This is a genomic window from Celeribacter sp. (assembly GCF_048261515.1).
Taxonomy (GTDB): domain Bacteria; phylum Pseudomonadota; class Alphaproteobacteria; order Rhodobacterales; family Rhodobacteraceae; genus Celeribacter.
On record NZ_JBLXFZ010000007.1, the window covers coordinates 228,836 to 245,634 of the forward strand.

General features: G+C 59.2%; 15 protein-coding genes and 1 tRNA gene. 12 read left to right on the top strand and 4 right to left on the bottom strand.

What is annotated here, in order from left to right:
- Nucleotides 1–50: 50 nt before the first annotated feature.
- The 5 genes from mutL (at nucleotide 51) to ACN0SC_RS13890 (ending at nucleotide 5,527) form a co-directional block, all read left to right on the top strand.
- Nucleotides 51–1,949, top strand: a complete 1,899-nt coding sequence (gene mutL / locus ACN0SC_RS13870) for a DNA mismatch repair endonuclease MutL (RefSeq protein WP_417250275.1) — start codon at nucleotides 51–53, stop codon at nucleotides 1,947–1,949.
- Nucleotides 1,946–3,184 (top strand): DNA recombination protein RmuC, encoded by a 1,239-nt coding sequence (locus tag ACN0SC_RS13875; RefSeq protein ID WP_417250276.1) that lies wholly within the window; start codon nucleotides 1,946–1,948, stop codon nucleotides 3,182–3,184. Before mutL ends, ACN0SC_RS13875 begins: the two co-directional genes overlap by 4 nt.
- A gap of 106 nt (nucleotides 3,185–3,290) precedes the next feature.
- Nucleotides 3,291–3,683 (top strand): DUF3775 domain-containing protein, encoded by a 393-nt coding sequence (locus tag ACN0SC_RS13880; protein ID WP_417250277.1) that lies wholly within the window; start codon nucleotides 3,291–3,293, stop codon nucleotides 3,681–3,683.
- A gap of 90 nt (nucleotides 3,684–3,773) precedes the next feature.
- Nucleotides 3,774–4,289 carry a hypothetical protein gene (locus tag ACN0SC_RS13885; protein WP_417250278.1) on the top strand — a complete coding sequence of 172 codons (516 nt, stop codon included), beginning with the start codon at nucleotides 3,774–3,776 and terminating at the stop codon, nucleotides 4,287–4,289.
- A gap of 71 nt (nucleotides 4,290–4,360) precedes the next feature.
- Nucleotides 4,361–5,527, top strand: coding sequence for an MFS transporter (locus ACN0SC_RS13890; protein ID WP_417250279.1), 1,167 nt, complete (start codon nucleotides 4,361–4,363; stop codon nucleotides 5,525–5,527).
- A 73-nt stretch (nucleotides 5,528–5,600) separates the two neighbouring features.
- Here the strand turns inward: ACN0SC_RS13890 and ykgO are convergent, their stop codons facing one another.
- On the bottom strand, nucleotides 5,601–5,726 hold the full coding sequence (gene ykgO, locus ACN0SC_RS13895) for a type B 50S ribosomal protein L36 (RefSeq protein WP_005850168.1): 126 nt from the start codon (nucleotides 5,724–5,726) through the stop codon (nucleotides 5,601–5,603).
- Between the two features lie 61 nt (nucleotides 5,727–5,787).
- Nucleotides 5,788–5,862, bottom strand: a tRNA-Val gene (locus tag ACN0SC_RS13900).
- Nucleotides 5,863–6,036: 174 nt separating this feature from the next.
- Between ACN0SC_RS13900 and ACN0SC_RS13905 the strand changes: the two genes are divergently transcribed.
- Complete coding sequence (locus ACN0SC_RS13905; protein WP_417250280.1) at nucleotides 6,037–6,906, top strand: N-formylglutamate amidohydrolase; 870 nt, start codon at nucleotides 6,037–6,039, stop codon at nucleotides 6,904–6,906.
- Between the two features lie 2 nt (nucleotides 6,907–6,908).
- On the opposite strand, the gene ACN0SC_RS13910 is transcribed toward ACN0SC_RS13905, so the two are convergent.
- The gene (locus tag ACN0SC_RS13910; RefSeq protein WP_417250281.1) at nucleotides 6,909–8,162 is read right to left on the bottom strand and encodes a DNA polymerase IV; all 1,254 of its coding nucleotides are present in this window, start codon (nucleotides 8,160–8,162) and stop codon (nucleotides 6,909–6,911) included.
- Nucleotides 8,163–8,280: 118 nt separating this feature from the next.
- Here ACN0SC_RS13910 and ACN0SC_RS13915 point away from each other — a divergent pair, with 118 nt between their 5' ends.
- Nucleotides 8,281–9,156: an SPFH domain-containing protein gene (locus ACN0SC_RS13915; RefSeq protein ID WP_417250296.1), complete on the top strand. Its 876-nt coding sequence runs from the start codon at nucleotides 8,281–8,283 to the stop codon at nucleotides 9,154–9,156.
- A complete protein-coding gene (locus ACN0SC_RS13920) occupies nucleotides 9,156–9,437 on the top strand; it encodes an NfeD family protein (protein ID WP_417250282.1) in 282 nt (93 codons plus the stop codon). Before ACN0SC_RS13915 ends, ACN0SC_RS13920 begins: the two co-directional genes overlap by 1 nt.
- 24 nt (nucleotides 9,438–9,461) lie before the next feature.
- Here the strand turns inward: ACN0SC_RS13920 and pyrF are convergent, their stop codons facing one another.
- Complete coding sequence (pyrF, locus tag ACN0SC_RS13925; protein WP_417250283.1) at nucleotides 9,462–10,166, bottom strand: orotidine-5'-phosphate decarboxylase; 705 nt, start codon at nucleotides 10,164–10,166, stop codon at nucleotides 9,462–9,464.
- Nucleotides 10,167–10,447: 281 nt separating this feature from the next.
- Between pyrF and clpB the strand changes: the two genes are divergently transcribed.
- The 4 genes from clpB to msrQ all read left to right on the top strand — a co-directional run bounded on the left by clpB (nucleotide 10,448) and on the right by msrQ (nucleotide 16,491).
- Complete coding sequence (clpB, locus tag ACN0SC_RS13930; RefSeq protein ID WP_417250284.1) at nucleotides 10,448–13,075, top strand: ATP-dependent chaperone ClpB; 2,628 nt, start codon at nucleotides 10,448–10,450, stop codon at nucleotides 13,073–13,075.
- 244 nt (nucleotides 13,076–13,319) lie between these two features.
- Complete coding sequence (locus tag ACN0SC_RS13935; RefSeq protein ID WP_417250285.1) at nucleotides 13,320–14,837, top strand: FMN-binding glutamate synthase family protein; 1,518 nt, start codon at nucleotides 13,320–13,322, stop codon at nucleotides 14,835–14,837.
- Nucleotides 14,838–14,920: 83 nt separating this feature from the next.
- Nucleotides 14,921–15,862 (top strand): protein-methionine-sulfoxide reductase catalytic subunit MsrP, encoded by a 942-nt coding sequence (gene msrP, locus ACN0SC_RS13940; protein ID WP_417250286.1) that lies wholly within the window; start codon nucleotides 14,921–14,923, stop codon nucleotides 15,860–15,862.
- Entirely contained in the window at nucleotides 15,862–16,491 is a 630-nt protein-coding gene (gene msrQ / locus ACN0SC_RS13945; protein WP_417250287.1) for a protein-methionine-sulfoxide reductase heme-binding subunit MsrQ, read from the top strand. Before msrP ends, msrQ begins: the two co-directional genes overlap by 1 nt.
- Nucleotides 16,492–16,799: the final 308 nt, after the last annotated feature.

Here is a 16,799-nt window from a genome sequence, read left to right on the forward strand (position 1 = left end):
CAGTCTTTCACCGTGGTCGAATCGGGCGGGGCCGTGCTACTCCTTGTGGTATGAATTCGCCTAAGCCCAACATAAGCCAAGACCACAAGGATCTCCCCGCGCGCCCTGTCATTCGACAGCTGGATGAGGGCGCGATTAACCGTATTGCGGCGGGTGAGGTGGTCGAACGTCCTGCTTCCGCCGTGAAAGAGTTGGTCGAGAACGCCATTGATGCGGGTGCGACGCGGGTTGATGTAGCATATGCAGATGGGGGCAAGACGCTCATTCGCGTGGCCGACGATGGCTGCGGGATGGGAGCGGAAGATTTGCCACTCGCCTTGTCACGCCATGCCACGTCGAAGATTGATGGCTCCGACCTGCTCGACATTCACACCTTCGGTTTTCGTGGAGAGGCTTTGCCGTCGCTTGCGGCCGTGGGGCGGTTGAAGATCACTTCGCGCCCGACGGGCGGGGAGGGTGTGACGCTTTCGGTCTCTGGCGGTCGCGCCGAGCCAGTGAAGCCTGCCGCTATCTCCAAAGGTACGGTCGTCGAGTTGCGTGATCTCTTCTATGCGACTCCCGCACGCCTCAAGTTCCTTCGCACGGATCGGGCCGAGGCGCAGGCCATTGGCGATGTGGTGAAGCGGTTGGCCATGGCGGAACCCTTCGTCGGGTTCACCCTTCGTGATGTGTCGGGCGGTGGAGAAGGTCGTGTGACCTTCCGCGCTGATCCGCAAACGGGCGACATGTTCGACGCATTGCACGGGCGGCTCGCAACGGTTCTGGGCAAGGAGTTCGCCGAGAATGCTCTGGCCATTGATGCCGAGCGGGAGGGGCTGCACCTGACGGGCTATGCCGCCTTGCCGACCTATTCGCGTGGCTCATCCGTGGCGCAGTTCCTTTTCGTGAACGGGCGACCGGTGAAGGACAAACTTCTGATCGGTGCGCTGCGTGGGGCCTATTTCGATTTCCTTAGCCGCGACCGTCACCCCGCTGCCTGCCTCTTCATCGATTGTGATCCGCACCTGGTCGATGTGAACGTGCATCCCGCGAAGTCGGAAGTGCGTTTCCGTGATCCAGGCTTGGCGCGCGGGTTGATCGTATCGGCGCTGCGTCACGCCTTGGCGGAAGCGGGACACCGCGCGTCCACCACTGTGGCGAATGCGACGCTTGGTGCGATGCGACCTGAGGGGCAGGGAGAGACACCGCCGCGTATTTACCAAATGGACAGGCCGTCTATGGTCGGTCCTGCCGTGCCGCCGCGCCCGTCCTCTGACGCCATTGATCAGAGCTATCAATGGCAAGCGCCCGAGATGACGCGCGGATTTGCTGAAGCCGCCATGCCCTCGGCCCGCGCCGAAGAGGTCGCCGACGCGCCTGAGGTTGAAGCCCTGCCCTTGGGTGCCGCCCGCGCGCAGGTGCATGAGAACTACATCATCGCGCAGACCGAACGCGGCATGGTGATCGTGGATCAACACGCCGCCCATGAACGTCTCGTTTATGAGAAGCTTAAACGACAGATGGCGGAAAACGGTGTCGCCAGTCAGGCGCTTTTGATTCCCGAAGTCGTGGAGTTGGGTGCGAATGATGCGCAGGTCTTGCTGGATATTGCGGACGATCTGGCGCGGTTGGGTCTGGTGATCGAGCCTTTCGGCGGTGGTGCGATTGCCGTGCGCGAGACGCCCGCGATCCTTGGTACGATTGATGCGAAAGTGATGATCACCGACATTCTCGACGAGTTGGCCGATCTCGGTGACAGCCTCACGGTTCAGGCGCGGATTGAGGCGGTGCTAAGCCGTGTGGCATGTCATGGATCGATCCGCTCGGGGCGGCGGATGCGCGCCGAGGAGATGAATGCACTTCTGCGCGAGATGGAGGCCACGCCGCATTCGGGGCAGTGCAATCACGGGCGACCCACCTATGTCGAGTTGAAACTCAGCGATATCGAGAGGCTTTTCGGGCGCACATGATCCAGTTTGGCGATAGTGTTTTGAACCTTGGCGACCCGATGGTGCTTGTCGCGATTGTGGCTTTCGGGGTTTTGGTCTTGGTCGTTGTGATGTTGATCATGGTGCTTAAACGCGCGGGCGAGGCGGCGCGGATGACCGCACCGATGGTGCAGCAGATGAACGTGCTCGGGCAGACCGTGCGTGGGTTGTCGGACGGGCAACAACAGTTGGCGGGTGGCCTGACCCATGTTTCCGAGGCGCAGACCAATACGCAGACGCAAATGATGCAGGCGATGGAGCAGCGTCTTGCCGCCGTGCAACATCAGCTGCAGGAGAACCTGCACGCTAATGCGATGAAGTCGGCCCGCTCTCTCGCCGAGATGCAGGAGAAGATGAACGAGACCCTGCAAGGCAGCGCGGTAAAGACAACGCAATCCCTGACGCAGTTGCAGGAACGGCTGCAAACCATAGACAAGGCGCAAGCCAATATCGAGAAGCTCTCGGGCAATGTGCTGTCGCTGCAAGACATCCTGTCAAACAAGCAGACCCGTGGGGCGTTCGGGGAGATCCAGCTTAACGATATCGTATCGAAAGCTCTGCCGCGCGACAGCTACACGCTTCAGGCGACGCTTTCGAATGGGAAACGGGCCGATTGCCTGATCCATCTTCCCAACCCGCCAGGTCCAATTGTGATCGACAGCAAGTTCCCGCTGGAAGCTTACGAGGCACTGCGGCGGGCGGATACGCAATGGGAGGTGACCGAGGCGGCGAAGATGCTGCGCACCTCGGTGAAAAAGCACATCTCCGACATCTCGTCGAAGTACCTCATTGAGGGAGAGACTGCGGATGGCGCGTTGATGTTTCTGCCCTCCGAGGCGGTGTATGCCGAACTTCACGCCAACTTCCCCGAACTGGTGCGCGAAGGGTTCGACAAGCGGGTGTGGATTGTGTCGCCCACAACCTGTATGGCGACCCTCAACACGATGCGTGCGATTCTCAAGGATGCGCGGATGCGTGAACAGGCGGGCGCGATTCGCAAGGAACTGTCCCTGCTCCACGCGGATGTCGAACGGCTCGGCACACGAGTCGGCAATCTCGACCGCCATTTTGGTCAGGCCGCCAAGGATATCGAAGACATCAAGATTTCCGCTGAAAAAGCGGGCAAGCGTGCCAACCGCCTCGACAATTTCGATTTCGAGGAACTGGCCGCAGATACTGCTCCAGCGTCCGTGGTGCCCCTGTCCTCTGACAAATAATCTCACGCGGGGGATGACGTTGTTTGTCGCGGCGTTTGACCTAGGTCATGGGAGAACGGGATTGCAGCGCGCAAACTCGTTGAGCCTAGAGTTGGAGGACCAAACTATGGATATCAGCCCGAACAAAGTTGGCTTCGTGATCCTGCGGGCCCGTGAGCTGGGCGCAAAAGTCGGCCGATGGGATCAGCCTACTGATGACGCAGATGCCGATTCGATCCTCGAATCGCGCCCCTCGGATGCGACAGGTCACGAACTGAATTCGTTTATCAAAAACCTTAATTCCGATGAAAAGGCGGCCCTCGTTGCCGTTGCATGGATCGGACGCGAGACTTTCGATGATTATGGCGAGGCGTTCGAGACAGCAAAGGCAGAGCAATCCGCTCCAACGGAACGCTACCTCTTGGGGATGCCGCTGCTGGCGGATTACCTTGAGGACGGATTGGAGCGACTTGGGGTGGACACCTCCGCGCTCGAAGACGAGCTGTATCGCAAGGTGTGATTCTGTCGATCTAGCGGAGCGCTCGTGCGGATGATGGACCTTGCGGGTGCGCGTCTGTTATGGCGGGGCAGGTTCAGGAGGAGAAACCCGATGCGATTGATTGCCGCCCTTGTTGCCGCCGTGCTTGGCTATGTTCCTATGAGCGTCTCTGCCGAGCCCGTTGTTGATGCGGTTCAGGCACATTGCATTACGCCTTTGTATCTCGACACTGAGCTCGGTTTCGGATTGGAGCGCGCGCCGAAGCAGATGGAGGCCAAGCTCTTGCAGGGCAAAGTTGCACGGCTCTATCGCACGGATGATCCAAAAATTCTGGTCGTGGCGCACGAGAGCGACAGAACCTGTGAAATCATGGCGCTTGGAACCGATCTGGCCGCATTCGATACTGCGATTTCGACGTGGACGGTGGGCGAGATGCCATTCACCGCCAGCGACGATAGCGTGCTTTTGACGGACGCTCCGTCGGGCGGCTATTACGTCGCCGCGCTGCCCGAGGGCGATTTTATTCAGGTCTTTGTCGCCGTGCGTCCTGGCGCGAAATTCATCGGCGTGACGGTGGGTCGCGTTGGCGATAGTGCGATGGCGCGGCAAGTTCTCGGGATCGAATGACACCCTCCCTGTGCGGATTTGGAGCACTGCTTTGCCTTGCCGCAGGCCGCCCTGTCCGCCATTAGTCGCGCATGACACAGACGCGCATTGATCCTCGTTTAACGATTCTCTTTCTCTGGCTAGCGGGCATACTCGCGGCTGGACAATTTGCGAAAATCTCCGTCACATTCCCGACATTTCGCGAGCTTTATCCCGAGCAGGGTGCAAGTCTCGGATTTCTTGTGTCTGCTGTGAGTGTGATGGGGGTGGTATTCGGTCTCTTCGCGGGGCTGATGATCGCGCGGATCGGTTACAAGCGGCTCTTGGTTGCGGCGATGTTGATGGGCGGCGTGATGTCGATTGTTCAGGCGGCCCTGCCACCCTTCGCCATTATGCTGGCCAGCCGAGCTATTGAAGGGGTGTCGCATCTGGTGATCGTCGTGGCCGCACCGACAATGATGGCGCAGATAGCGCCGCCCGAATTCCGCAATACGGCCATGACGCTTTGGGGGACGGTCTTCACGGTTGCGATCGCGATCTTCGCGTTTTTGGGTTTGCCGTTCGTCGAGTACGCCGGCATTGCCGCTCTGTTCCTTTTACATGGGGCGGCCTTGATCGTGATGGCATGGGTGATGTCGCGGATTCTTCCTCGTCTTACGAAAGGGCAAGCAATGCCTGCGTTCGGTCTGCGCGATGTGATATCACAGCATCTGCGCGCTTATTCCAGCGCACGGATAGCGGCACCTGCTGCGGGATGGGTTTTTTATGCCGCGGCGTTTGTGGCACTCGTTACGGTGCTTCCCGATTTCCTGCCACAAGACCAACGCGCCTTTCTCACGGGAATATTGCCGATTGCGGCATTGGTCGTCTCCATGACGTTGGGAATCGGGCTGATGAAGGTGTTCTCGCCCGTATCCGTTTTGGTCGCAGGTTTCGCCTTCGGAGGGCTGGCAACGGTTGCGCTGGCGTCTGGAGTCGCGCCATCGCTCTCGGCCGTCGCGCTTTTGGGGGCCATGGGGTTGATACAGGCAGGGAGTTTCTCCGCCATTCCTGTGCTGAATGTCACTGCCGAGGATCAGGCGTTGGCCAATGGTGCGGTTGCTCAGGCGGGGAATACGGGCAACCTGATTGGTACGCCGCTGCTGTTGGTTTTGATTGAGGGCTTCGGCTTTGCAGGTCTGATCGGATTTGCGCTTGTGCTCTTTGTCGGCGGGATCGCCGTGCATCTCTTTCTGGCAGCACGTCGGCGCGCGGGGTGATGCGAGAGTTGCATAAGAAAAGGCCGCGCGAAGTTTCCCTCGTGCGGCCAATTCTTAATGAAGCTGCTGAAGCTTAGCCCTGACGGGCTTTGAAGCGGCGCTGCGTCTTGTTGATCACGTACACGCGGCCTTTGCGGCGCACGACGCGGCAGTCGCGGTGCCGGTTCTTCAGCGAGCGAAGCGAGTTACGAACTTTCATGTTCAGTCTCCTTGTCGCGGCGCCTGCGTGCGCCAGTTAAAACCAGTCGACGTTTGAAGGATGGTGGGCGTAACAAGGTTCGAACTTGTGACCCCTTCGATGTCAACGAAGTGCTCTACCACTGAGCTATACGCCCGTCCTTCATGGGAAAAGTCGCGCCTCGCTCAACCGTGCCTTGCGGCGGGAAAGAACAAGACGCGGGTCAATTCCCGCGTCAGTTCGCAGGCGTATAAAAGGAGTCGGATGATTGTTCAAGGGCTTTTGGCGACGAATTTCGTGAGCTATGGTTTCGGGGGAGAAGGACAAGTGAATGAGCAGAGCGTGTTATAGGGTAAAGCGCCCCAAAAAACTGGGGAGTTTCGCGGTGTTTTCCTCGCCTCACAGCGGGCGAGACTATCCTGAAGATTTTGTCGCAAAGTCGGTTCTGGACCCGTTTGTGCTGCGCTCGTCCGAGGATGCCTATGTCGACGAGCTCTTCGCAGACGTGTCAAAGAGCGGCGCGCCATTTGTTAGTGCCATCTACCCGCGTGCATGGGTCGACCTGAACCGCGCCGAGGACGAGTTGGATCCCGCGTTGATTGAGGGCGTGCCGCGCGGTGTGCCTAATCCGCGTGTCGCGTCAGGACTTGGCGTGATTCCCCGGGTGGTTGCAGGCGGACGCTGCATTTACAGTGGCAAGATTACGAGGGCCGAAGCGCGATCGCGGATCGAGGTTTTCTGGCGGCCCTATCATGCGATTGTGGAGACCCTTCTGGGGGAGGCTCAGGCTGCGTTTGGATCGGCGCTTCTGGTTGATTGCCATTCCATGCCGCACGAAGCTTTGCAGTCCGCACCCGCCCGTATGGGACGCACATCATCGCCGCCCGAGATCGTGGTGGGGGATCGCTATGGCGTGTCGGCGGCGGTTGAACTGGTAGCGGAGACACAAGAGGCTTTTCGTGCCGAGGGGTTTCGTGTGGCGCGCAACATGCCTTTCGCGGGAGCATATAACACCGAGCGCTATGGTGTTCCGAAAGATGGTCGTCACGCGATTCAGATCGAGGTGGATCGTTCACTCTACATGGACGAGGCAAGTTTGCGCAAACGCGATGACTTCGATGATGTGAAGGCTGCGTTGACCCGTGCAGGCGCGCGGATTGCGGCGCTAGGTGGTGACGAGGTTCCTCTGGCCGCCGAGTGACGTCAGCGCAGCGCGCGGCCTTTCACGATTGCATCTTTGCCAAATCGTGCGCGGATCAGGTCGCTGGCGCGTTCGGCTTCGGCGCGTTTGGCCGCATCGGGGTCGAGAAGGTCGGGAGTGCGGTCGGCGTCTGAGGCGGAGACCAGATCGGAAAGCCCCACACCAATGAGCCGAAACGGCCCTTCGTCTAACACCTGATCAAGCAACCCGCGCGCCGTGCGATAGAGGCGATCGGCGATGTTGGTCGGGTCATGCAGTGTTACGCGACGGCTTAACGTTGAATGGTTTGCGCGTTTGAGTTTGAGCGTGACGATCCTCCCTGCAATGTCGCGAGCCTTGGCGCGGTCCGAAACTTTTTGCGCGAGGCGCCAGATGTGGCCTTCCAGCAGGTCAATGTGGCCCGTGTCCTCGAAGAATGTTGTCTCGTTGGAGATGGACTTCACGGGGCGGTTGGCGGAGATCCGGCGTTTGTCCTGCCCGCGCGCGAGGTGCCATAGACGGTCGCCCATGTTCCCGAACCGTTGGTGCAGGTCGTCTCGCTCCCAACGGCGAAGATCGGCGAAGGTGCGGATGCCCGCTTTCTCCAGTGCGGTGCGTGTCATCTGCCCCACGCCCCAGATGAGCGAGACGGGTTTGTCGGCGAGGAAGTCCATTGTCTCGGCTGTCCCGATCACGGAGAACCCGCGCGGCTTGTCGAGGTCGGAGGCGATCTTGGCGAGGAATTTGTTGTGGCTGAGGCCGATGGAGCCGGTGAGGCCCAACTCGTCCTGCATCCGTTTGACGAGGCGGGCGAGCATCACGGCGGGTGGATGACCGTGGAGTTTGGCGGTGCCCGTGAGGTCGAGAAAGGCCTCGTCGAGAGAAAGCGGCTCCACCACGGGGGTCAACTCATCCATCATGGCGCGTATGGCGCGGGAGGCTTCGGCATAGGCCTCCATGCGAGGCGGGACGACGACTGCTTCGGGGCACAGTTGCAGCGCTTTGAACATCGGCATGGCCGAGCGCACCCCCTTGATCCGCGCGATGTAGCAGGCAGTCGTGACCACGCCGCGTTTGCCTCCGCCGACGATCAGTGGCTTGTCTCGAAGGTCGGGGTTGTCGCGCTTTTCCACCGAAGCATAGAAAGCGTCGCAGTCCATATGTGCAATGCTGAGATCAAAGAGTTCCTCATGCGCCAACACCCGTGGCCTGCCGCATTCGGGGCAGCGCACTCCATGGTCGAATTCGGCAAGACAATCCCGACACAGGGCAGGCATGGAAAACTCCGAAGGTTAAGGTGCACATACTATCCTCGAGAGACGACATGCGCTAGAATCCCGAGAACAACAATAATCGAAGTGGTAGATAACAATGTATTCCGATGACGTTTTCTCGATGTTCCCGAGTGGCAGCCTTGTGACGCTGGCAATTGCGGGTCTTATTATTCTGCTGATCTTCAAGGGCGTGCGGATCGTGCCGCAGTCCGAGAAATACGTGGTCGAGCGTTTTGGCCGACTGCGCTCCGTGCTTGGGCCAGGGATCAACTTCATTGTTCCGTTGATCGACATCGTGGCGCACAAGATCTCCATCCTCGAACGCCAGCTACCGAATGCGATGCAGGATGCGATCACCTCCGACAACGTGTTGGTTAAGGTCGAGACCTCCGTTTTCTACCGCATCATCGAGCCTGAAAAGACTGTCTACCGTATTCGCGATGTCGATGCGGCGATTGCGACCACGGTCGCGGGGATCGTGCGGGCCGAGATCGGCAAGATGGAGCTCGATGAGGTCCAGTCGAACCGTGATCAACTGATTTCGACCATCAAGCTGGCGGTCGAGGATGCGGTCGACAATTGGGGGATTGAGGTGACACGTGCCGAAGTCCTCGACGTCAATCTTGACGAAGAGACTCGCAGGGCGATGCTTCAACAGCTCAATGCCGAACGCGCCCGCCGTGCTGCTGTGACCGAGGCCGAAGGGGCAAAACGTTCGGTCGAACTGGCCGCCGATGCCGAGCTATACTCCGCCGAACAGATCGCTAAGGCCCGTCGCATTCAGGCGGACGCCGAAGCCTATGCAACCTCGGTCGTGGCGGAAGCCATTTCCGCCAACGGGATCGAGGCGGCGCAGTATCAGGTTGCGCTCAAACAGGTCGAGGCGCTTGTCGCCTTGGGCGAAGGTCAAGGAAAGCAGACGGTCGTCGTTCCCGCCAATGCGCTTGATGCCTTCGGGGATGCGTTCAAGCTGTGGAATAAAGGGAAGGGCGCCTGATGCTGGCATTTGTCGCACAATGGTGGGTGTGGGGCGTGGCTGCAGTGCTGTTGTTCGGGCTGGAAGTGTTCGCGCCTGGCTTCATCTTTTTGGGATTCGGGGTTGGTGCGGCCTTGGTCGCGGTCCTATTGGCGCTCGGCCTTCTGGGCACCAATCTCGCTACGATTGCTTTGGCCTTCGCCGTGATCTCGCTGCTTGCGTGGTTTGCCATGCGACAAGCCTTTGGCGTGCGCAAAGGGCAGGTCAAAACCTGGGACAAGGATATCAACGACGATATCTGACCTGTGCCGCCTTTCGCGTGCGGTCTATTTGAGCGCGGTGGCGATTTCGTTCTGGATGCTCAGGGCGGCCTTGCGCGGGTCTTGGTGTTGCCAGATCGGACGGCCGACGACCATGTGATCAACCCCGTCTCGGATCGCTTGCGCAGGGGTGGCCACCCGTTTCTGGTCTCCGAGTGCGGCGCCAGCGGGGCGCACGCCAGGGGTCACGATGAGCTTCCCTTCGGCCTCGGGAAGGGCGCGAACGAGCGCGGCTTCTTGCGGCGAACAGATGACGCCATCTGCCCCCGCTGCCAGCGCATGGCCAGCCCGCTCCTGCACCAGATCGGCAATCTCGCCGCTCTTGATCAGCGCACCGTCGAGGTCGTTGCGGTCCAGTGAGGTCAGGATGGTCACGGCGAGGATTTTCATGTTCGACCCGCTGGCCCCCTGTTTGGCGGCCTCCACAACATAGGGGTCGCCGTGAACCGTGAGGAAGTCCATGTCGAACTGCGCCACGCCCGCAACCGCCTTCTCCACCGTCGCCCCGATGTCGAAGAACTTCATGTCGAGAAAGATGCGCTTGCCGTATTCCTGCTTGAGCTCGTTGGCGAGCGCCAGACCGCCGCCGGTGAGCATCCCTAGCCCGATCTTGTAGAAGGAGACCGCATCGCCGATGCGTTCCACGACCTCCTGCCCTTTGATGATATTGGGCACGTCGAGGGCAACAATCAGACGGTCATCGGCGGTCATAGGGGTATCCTCTTATGGAAGGGTCTACGCGAATTCGCCCTCAAATGCGCTTTTGGCCTTGTTCGGTCAAGCCCTTGTCAGGAAGCGTGCGCCTTGTAAGCGGGGTCGTTAGTGGTTGCGATAACATTGTGCGGGCCTGTTTCGAGGGGTGGATTTGTGTCCTCACCCTCTTGCGAAGCAGGCAACGCGACCCCAAATAAAAACCAAGGTTCCGACCCTCACGTGTGCCGCCAAGCGGGCGCGGGAAAAAGCGGGACGCTTTGAAACGAAAGGAGAAACCGATGAACATGGAGAAGTTCACGGAACGGTCGCGCGGGTTCCTTCAGGCTGCGCAAACGATCGCGATGCGGGAGGGCCATCAGGCTCTTAAACCCGAACATCTATTGAAGGCACTTCTTGACGATAACGAAGGGTTTGCGTCGGGTCTCATCACTCGTGCGGGCGGCGATGCGAAAAGCGTTGCGGCGCACACCGAGGCTGCGGTGAACAAGATTCCACGCGTCTCTGGCGATGCGGGTCAAACCTACATGGATCAAGCCACTGCGCGTGTTCTGGACGAGGCCGAGAAGGTCGCGACCAAGGCGGGTGACAGTTTCGTTCCTGTCGAGCGGCTGTTGACTGCGTTGGCGATCACCAAATCTGCCGCGAAAGATGCACTCGATGCGGGTGGCGTGACGGCGCAGAAACTCAATACCGCGATCAACGAAATTCGCAAAGGGCGCACCGCTGACAGTGCATCCGCCGAAGACGGCTATGAGGCGTTGAAGAAATACGCTCGTGACCTTACCGAGGCCGCCAAAGAGGGCAAGATTGACCCGATCATCGGGCGCGACGAGGAAATCCGCCGCTCGATGCAGGTGCTTTCTCGTCGGACCAAGAACAACCCTGTTCTCATCGGTGAGCCGGGCGTGGGTAAAACCGCGATTGCCGAGGGGCTTGCGCTGCGCATTATTGACGGCGACGTGCCCGAAAGCTTGCGCAACAAGAAATTGTTGGCGCTCGATATGGGCTCGCTGATTGCGGGCGCGAAGTATCGTGGTGAATTCGAAGAACGTCTGAAATCCATCCTCAAGGAAATCGAAGCCGCCGCGGGCGAGGTTATTCTCTTCATCGACGAGATGCACACTCTTGTCGGCGCGGGGAAATCCGATGGCGCGATGGATGCCGCCAACCTGATCAAGCCTGCGCTGGCGCGCGGGGAGTTGCACTGTGTTGGCGCGACGACTCTCGATGAATACCGTAAGTATGTGGAAAAAGACGCGGCTCTTGCCCGCCGCTTCCAGCCCGTGATGGTTGAGGAGCCGACGGTGGAGGATACCGTGTCGATCCTGCGCGGCATCAAAGAGAAATACGAGTTGCACCACGGTGTGCGCATCTCCGATAGCGCGCTTGTTGCAGCGGCCACTCTGTCGCACCGCTACATCACCGATCGCTTCTTGCCTGACAAGGCGATTGACCTTGTGGATGAGGCAGCATCGCGTCTGCGGATGGAAGTGGATAGCAAGCCCGAAGAGCTTGACCAGCTTGACCGTCAGATCCTCCAGCTTCAGATCGAGGCAGAGGCCCTCAAGAAAGAGGACGATGCTGCATCGCAGGATCGCCTTGTGAAACTTGAGAGCGAATTGGCCGAGTTGCAGGAGCAGTCCTCTGCACTGACCGCGAAATGGGAAAACGAGCGCCGTAAACTCGAAGGCGCGCGTGAACTCAAAGAGCAGTTGGACCGTGCGCGGGCCGAGTTGGATATCGCCAAGCGTGAGGGCAATCTCGCCAAGGCGGGGGAACTGTCTTACGGCGTGATCCCGCAGCTTGAGAAGCAACTGTCGGAAGCCGAAGCGGCGGGCGCCGATGCGGATGGCGATCTCATGGTCGAAGAGGCCGTGCGCCCTGAACAGATCGCGGAAGTGGTCGAGCGCTGGACGGGTATCCCGACCTCCAAGATGCTCGAAGGCGAGCGTGAGAAATTGCTGCGGATGGAAGATGGCTTGCACAAGCGGGTCATAGGTCAGCACAGCGCGGTTCACGCTGTGGCCAATGCAGTGCGCCGTGCGCGTGCTGGGCTCAATGACGAGAACCGTCCGCTTGGCTCCTTCCTCTTCTTGGGGCCGACGGGTGTCGGTAAGACCGAGTTGACCAAGGCTGTGGCTGAATTCCTGTTCGACGATGACGATGCGATGGTTCGGATCGATATGTCGGAGTTCATGGAGAAACACGCGGTTGCCCGTCTGATCGGTGCGCCTCCGGGCTATGTCGGTTATGACGAAGGCGGTGTGTTGACCGAAGCTGTGCGGCGTCGTCCTTATCAGGTCGTGCTGTTCGACGAGGTCGAGAAAGCGCACCCCGATGTGTTCAACGTGCTGTTGCAGGTCTTGGATGACGGTGTGCTGACCGATGGTCAGGGCCGCACGGTGGACTTCAAGCAGACGCTGATCATTCTGACGTCGAACCTCGGGGCGCAGGCATTGAGCCAACTGCCCGAGGGGGCCGATTCCAGCGATGCGAAGCGCGATGTGATGGACGCGGTGCGGGCGCATTTCCGTCCCGAGTTCCTCAACCGCCTTGACGAGACGATCATCTTTGATCGGCTCGGACGTGAGGATATGGGTGGCATCGTGGAGATCCAGATCGGACTCCTGGCCAAGCGTCTGGCTAAGCGCAACATCACCCTCAATGTGGATGAGGCGGCAAAGGCGTGGTTGGCTGACGAGGGTTATGATCTCGTGTTCGGTGCGCGCCCGCTTAAGCGCGTGATCCAGAAGACGTTGCAGGATCAACTGGCCGAATTGCTCCTCGCGGGTGATGTGAAGGACGGTGAAACGGTGAACGTGTCAGCGGGCGCTGATGGCCTTCTGATTGGGGACCGTAAAGGATCGACCAATAAGCCCAAGCCCGACGATGCCGTAGTCCACTAACGCCACTGCACTGTCTCGGTTTGAGCCGAGATCCACGTGAATACCTCCCCCGCCGCGAGACCGTGGCGGGGGACTTTCGTTTGGAGAAGGTGTGTTTGGGCGGGAAGTCGCGGTGGTGTTGGAGTGCATTCACCAAGACCATGGGAGATGCGGTCATCTTCCTTATGCATGTTTGCGTTAACGCTGTTGCCTTCCGCGCAGTCTGTGACAGGGTGGCCGGAAACGCCTGAATCGGGAGGTACGGATGCAATTGTTCGATTGGACTATGGCGGCCCTGCAAGTGCTGGCACTTATTTTCGTTTTGGTGGTCGGGGTGCTCGTTTTAACCGCCTTGGCGGCCTATGTTCTGGACAAGCGACAGACCAAGGATGCGATCCTGCGCAACTACCCTGTGATCGGGCATTTCCGTCACTGGTTCACGACGTTGGGCGAGTTCTTCCGCCAGTACTTCTTTGCGATGGACCGCGAGGAACTGCCATTCAACCGCGCGCAGCGTGACTGGATCTATCAGGCGGCCAAGGGCAAGAGTAACACCGTGGCATTCGGCTCCACTCGCAACCTGAGTATCCCAGGCACACCCATATTCATGAACGCGGCTTTCCCGCCGCTCGACGACCAGTTCACTGCGACCGAGCCATTGGTGATCGGGCCGTATTGCCGTGAACCTTATGCTGCCAAGAGCATTTTTAATATCTCGGGCATGTCCTTCGGTGCGATATCCAAACCCGCCGTACTTGCTCTTTCCAAGGGTGCGAAAGAGGCAGGTATCTGGCTGAATACGGGGGAGGGGGGGCTGTCGCCCTTCCACCTCGAAGGTGGCGCGGACCTCGTCTATCAGATCGGAACGGCGAAATACGGTATTCGCGACGAAGCTGGTAATCTCGACGACGACAAGTTGCGGGCGATGGCGGCCCATAAACAAGTGAAGATGTTCGAGATCAAACTCAGTCAGGGTGCGAAGCCTGGCAAGGGCGGGATTTTGCCCGCGGCCAAGATTACGCCCGAAATCGCGCAGATCAGGGGCTTGAAACCCGGCGAGGACGGGATTTCCCCCAACCGCCACCGTGAAGTGGACGACTTCGGCGACCTGCTCGATTTCATCGGACATATAAGAGAGGTCACGGGGAAGCCCGTGGGTTTCAAATTTGTGGTTGGTTCGTCGCGCCCGTGGGCCAAGTTCTTTGAACTGATCAATGAGCGCGGCGAAGAGAGTGCGCCCGACTTCATCACCATCGACGGGGGTGAGGGCGGAACGGGTGCTGCGCCGATGCCGCTGATTGACCTCGTGGGTATGCCGATCAAGGAAGCGCTAATCCGCATCGTTGACCTGCGCGACAAATACGGGCTGCATGATCGCATCCGCATCGTGGCGGGCGGCAAGCTGGTCAATCCGGCTGATGTGGCTTGGGCGATTTGCGCTGGCGCGGATTTCGTCTGCTCCGCGCGCGGCTTCATGTTCTCGCTGGGCTGTATTCAGGCACTCAAGTGCAACAAGAACACCTGCCCCACGGGGATCACAACCCACGATCCGCACCTACAAGAGGGGCTTGTGGTGGAGGACAAGTATAAGAAGGTCGCCGCCTTCGCCAACGCCACAGTGAAAGAGTTGGAAACCATCGCGCATTCGGTCGGTGTGTTGGAACCGCGACAGATGCGACGCCACCACGTCCGCATCGTTCAGGCGGACGGAACCTCCATCCCGCTCGACCGCATTGTGCCGAGCTATTCCGATTCAAGTTACAATCCGCCAACGCAGTTGTGACATGAGTTTTCTTTGTGGAATGGGGGTGTCGGGGTAGGTCTTGTTGCAGGACACAATGACCTGCAACCCTGGAGGGGACCCCGATGGCCCGACCGAACGACCTCAAATATTCCGACATCACGCCGGAATCCGCCTACCTCAACCGCCGTCAACTCATGGCGGGTCTTGTCGGCGCGGGGGCGGCTGGAGCGGGCATGATGGCTGCCGCAGGTGCGCAGGCGCAGACCATGCCCGATTTCGAGATCAGCGGGTTTGATACCTCCGAGACTCCCAACACTTTCGAAGAGATCACCACCTATAACAACTTTTACGAGTTCGGCACGGACAAGGGCGATCCCGCCCGCAATGCGCACACGCTGACCACCGACCCGTGGGCGGTCGAAATTGATGGGATGGTGGAGCGCCCTGGCTCTTATGATCTGGGCGATATCCTGTCGAAGGTGAATATCGATGAGCGCATCTATCGCTTCCGTTGTGTCGAGGCGTGGTCGATGGTGATCCCTTGGAACGGTTTCGAGCTGCGCGAGCTTCTCGATCTGGCGGGTGTTCAGCCCTCCGCGAAGTATGTCCGCTTCGAGACACTCTACCGCCCTGACGAGATGATCGGCCAGAATCGCGCCGTGATCGATTGGCCCTATGTAGAAGGCTTGCGTCTCGATGAGGCCATGCACCCGCTCACGATCATGGCGACGGGTCTCTATGGTAAAGAGCTCCCTAATCAGAACGGAGCGCCCTTGCGCTTGGTGGTGCCATGGAAATACGGGTTCAAGTCGATCAAGTCGGTGGTCAAGATTACCTTGATGGACACACAGCCTGAGAATACGTGGAAAGCCATCAATCACCGCGAGTATGGGTTCTACTCAAATGTGAACCCCGAGGTCAGCCACCCGCGTTGGTCCCAGGCCTCCGAGCGTCGCATTGGCAGCGGCCTCTTCGCTGGACGCCTCGCCACCTTGAAGTTCAACGGGTACGAAGAACAGGTTGCCAGTCTCTATAGCGGCATGGACCTGTCGGTGAACTACTGATGACCCTCGTTGATCGCGCGAACAGTGGTCTGCGGCGTGTGCCGCCGTGGACCCTGTATCTGATTGCAGTCGTGCCGCCCGTCTACATGTTCATCGCCGCGTTGACGGGGAACCTTGGTGTTGATCCGGTGCAGAACCTTGAACACGAGCTGGGCGAGCTGGGCTTGCAGGTTCTGATCGCTACCCTTGCGATCACGCCGTTGCGGCGCTTCGTGGGGCTCAACCTTATCCGCTTCCGTCGTGCGCTCGGAGTCATCGGCTTCGCATACATCTTTTGCCACCTGCTCGTATGGCTCGTTCTTGATGTGCAAATCCTGAGTCAGATTATCAGTGACATTGCCAAGCGCCCCTACATCACCATCGGAATGGCAGGGTTTGTCCTTTTGTCCCCGCTGGCATTCACGTCGAACAACTGGTCTGTGCGAAAGCTGGGGCCGCGTTGGCGCAAGCTCCACAAACTCTTCTACCCCGCGATCATCCTTGGGGGCGTCCACTATGTCATGGTGGTCAAAGGCTGGCAGGTGGAGCCGCTGATCTACCTCGGGGTCATACTTGCCCTTTTGGCTACCCGCATTATCCCCAAACAAGCGAAACGCCCTCGCGACCTGCGCCAGATGAAAGAAGCGTGAAGCGATTCACCGATTCAGGGCGCCGATTCACCACCTGAATCGGGCTTTGCGGGAGGGCCTTTTCCAAATGTTGCGCTGCAGCATGTGGATAAGCGGCTTTCATTGCTCTCCGGGATGTTTGCGCCCAAACATCAGTGGGCGAAAGGGGCGGGGCGCAAAGAAAATCATCTAAAAAAATTGCTTTAAAACAGTTACTTACAAGTTTTGCGACAGAAATTTGAATTTTCTCGCAAAAACGTCTTGCGGGTTTTGTTTGTTAGCCTTAGAACCCCCTTCACCGGCGGCGCAGACAGCGCGGACGGGACGCC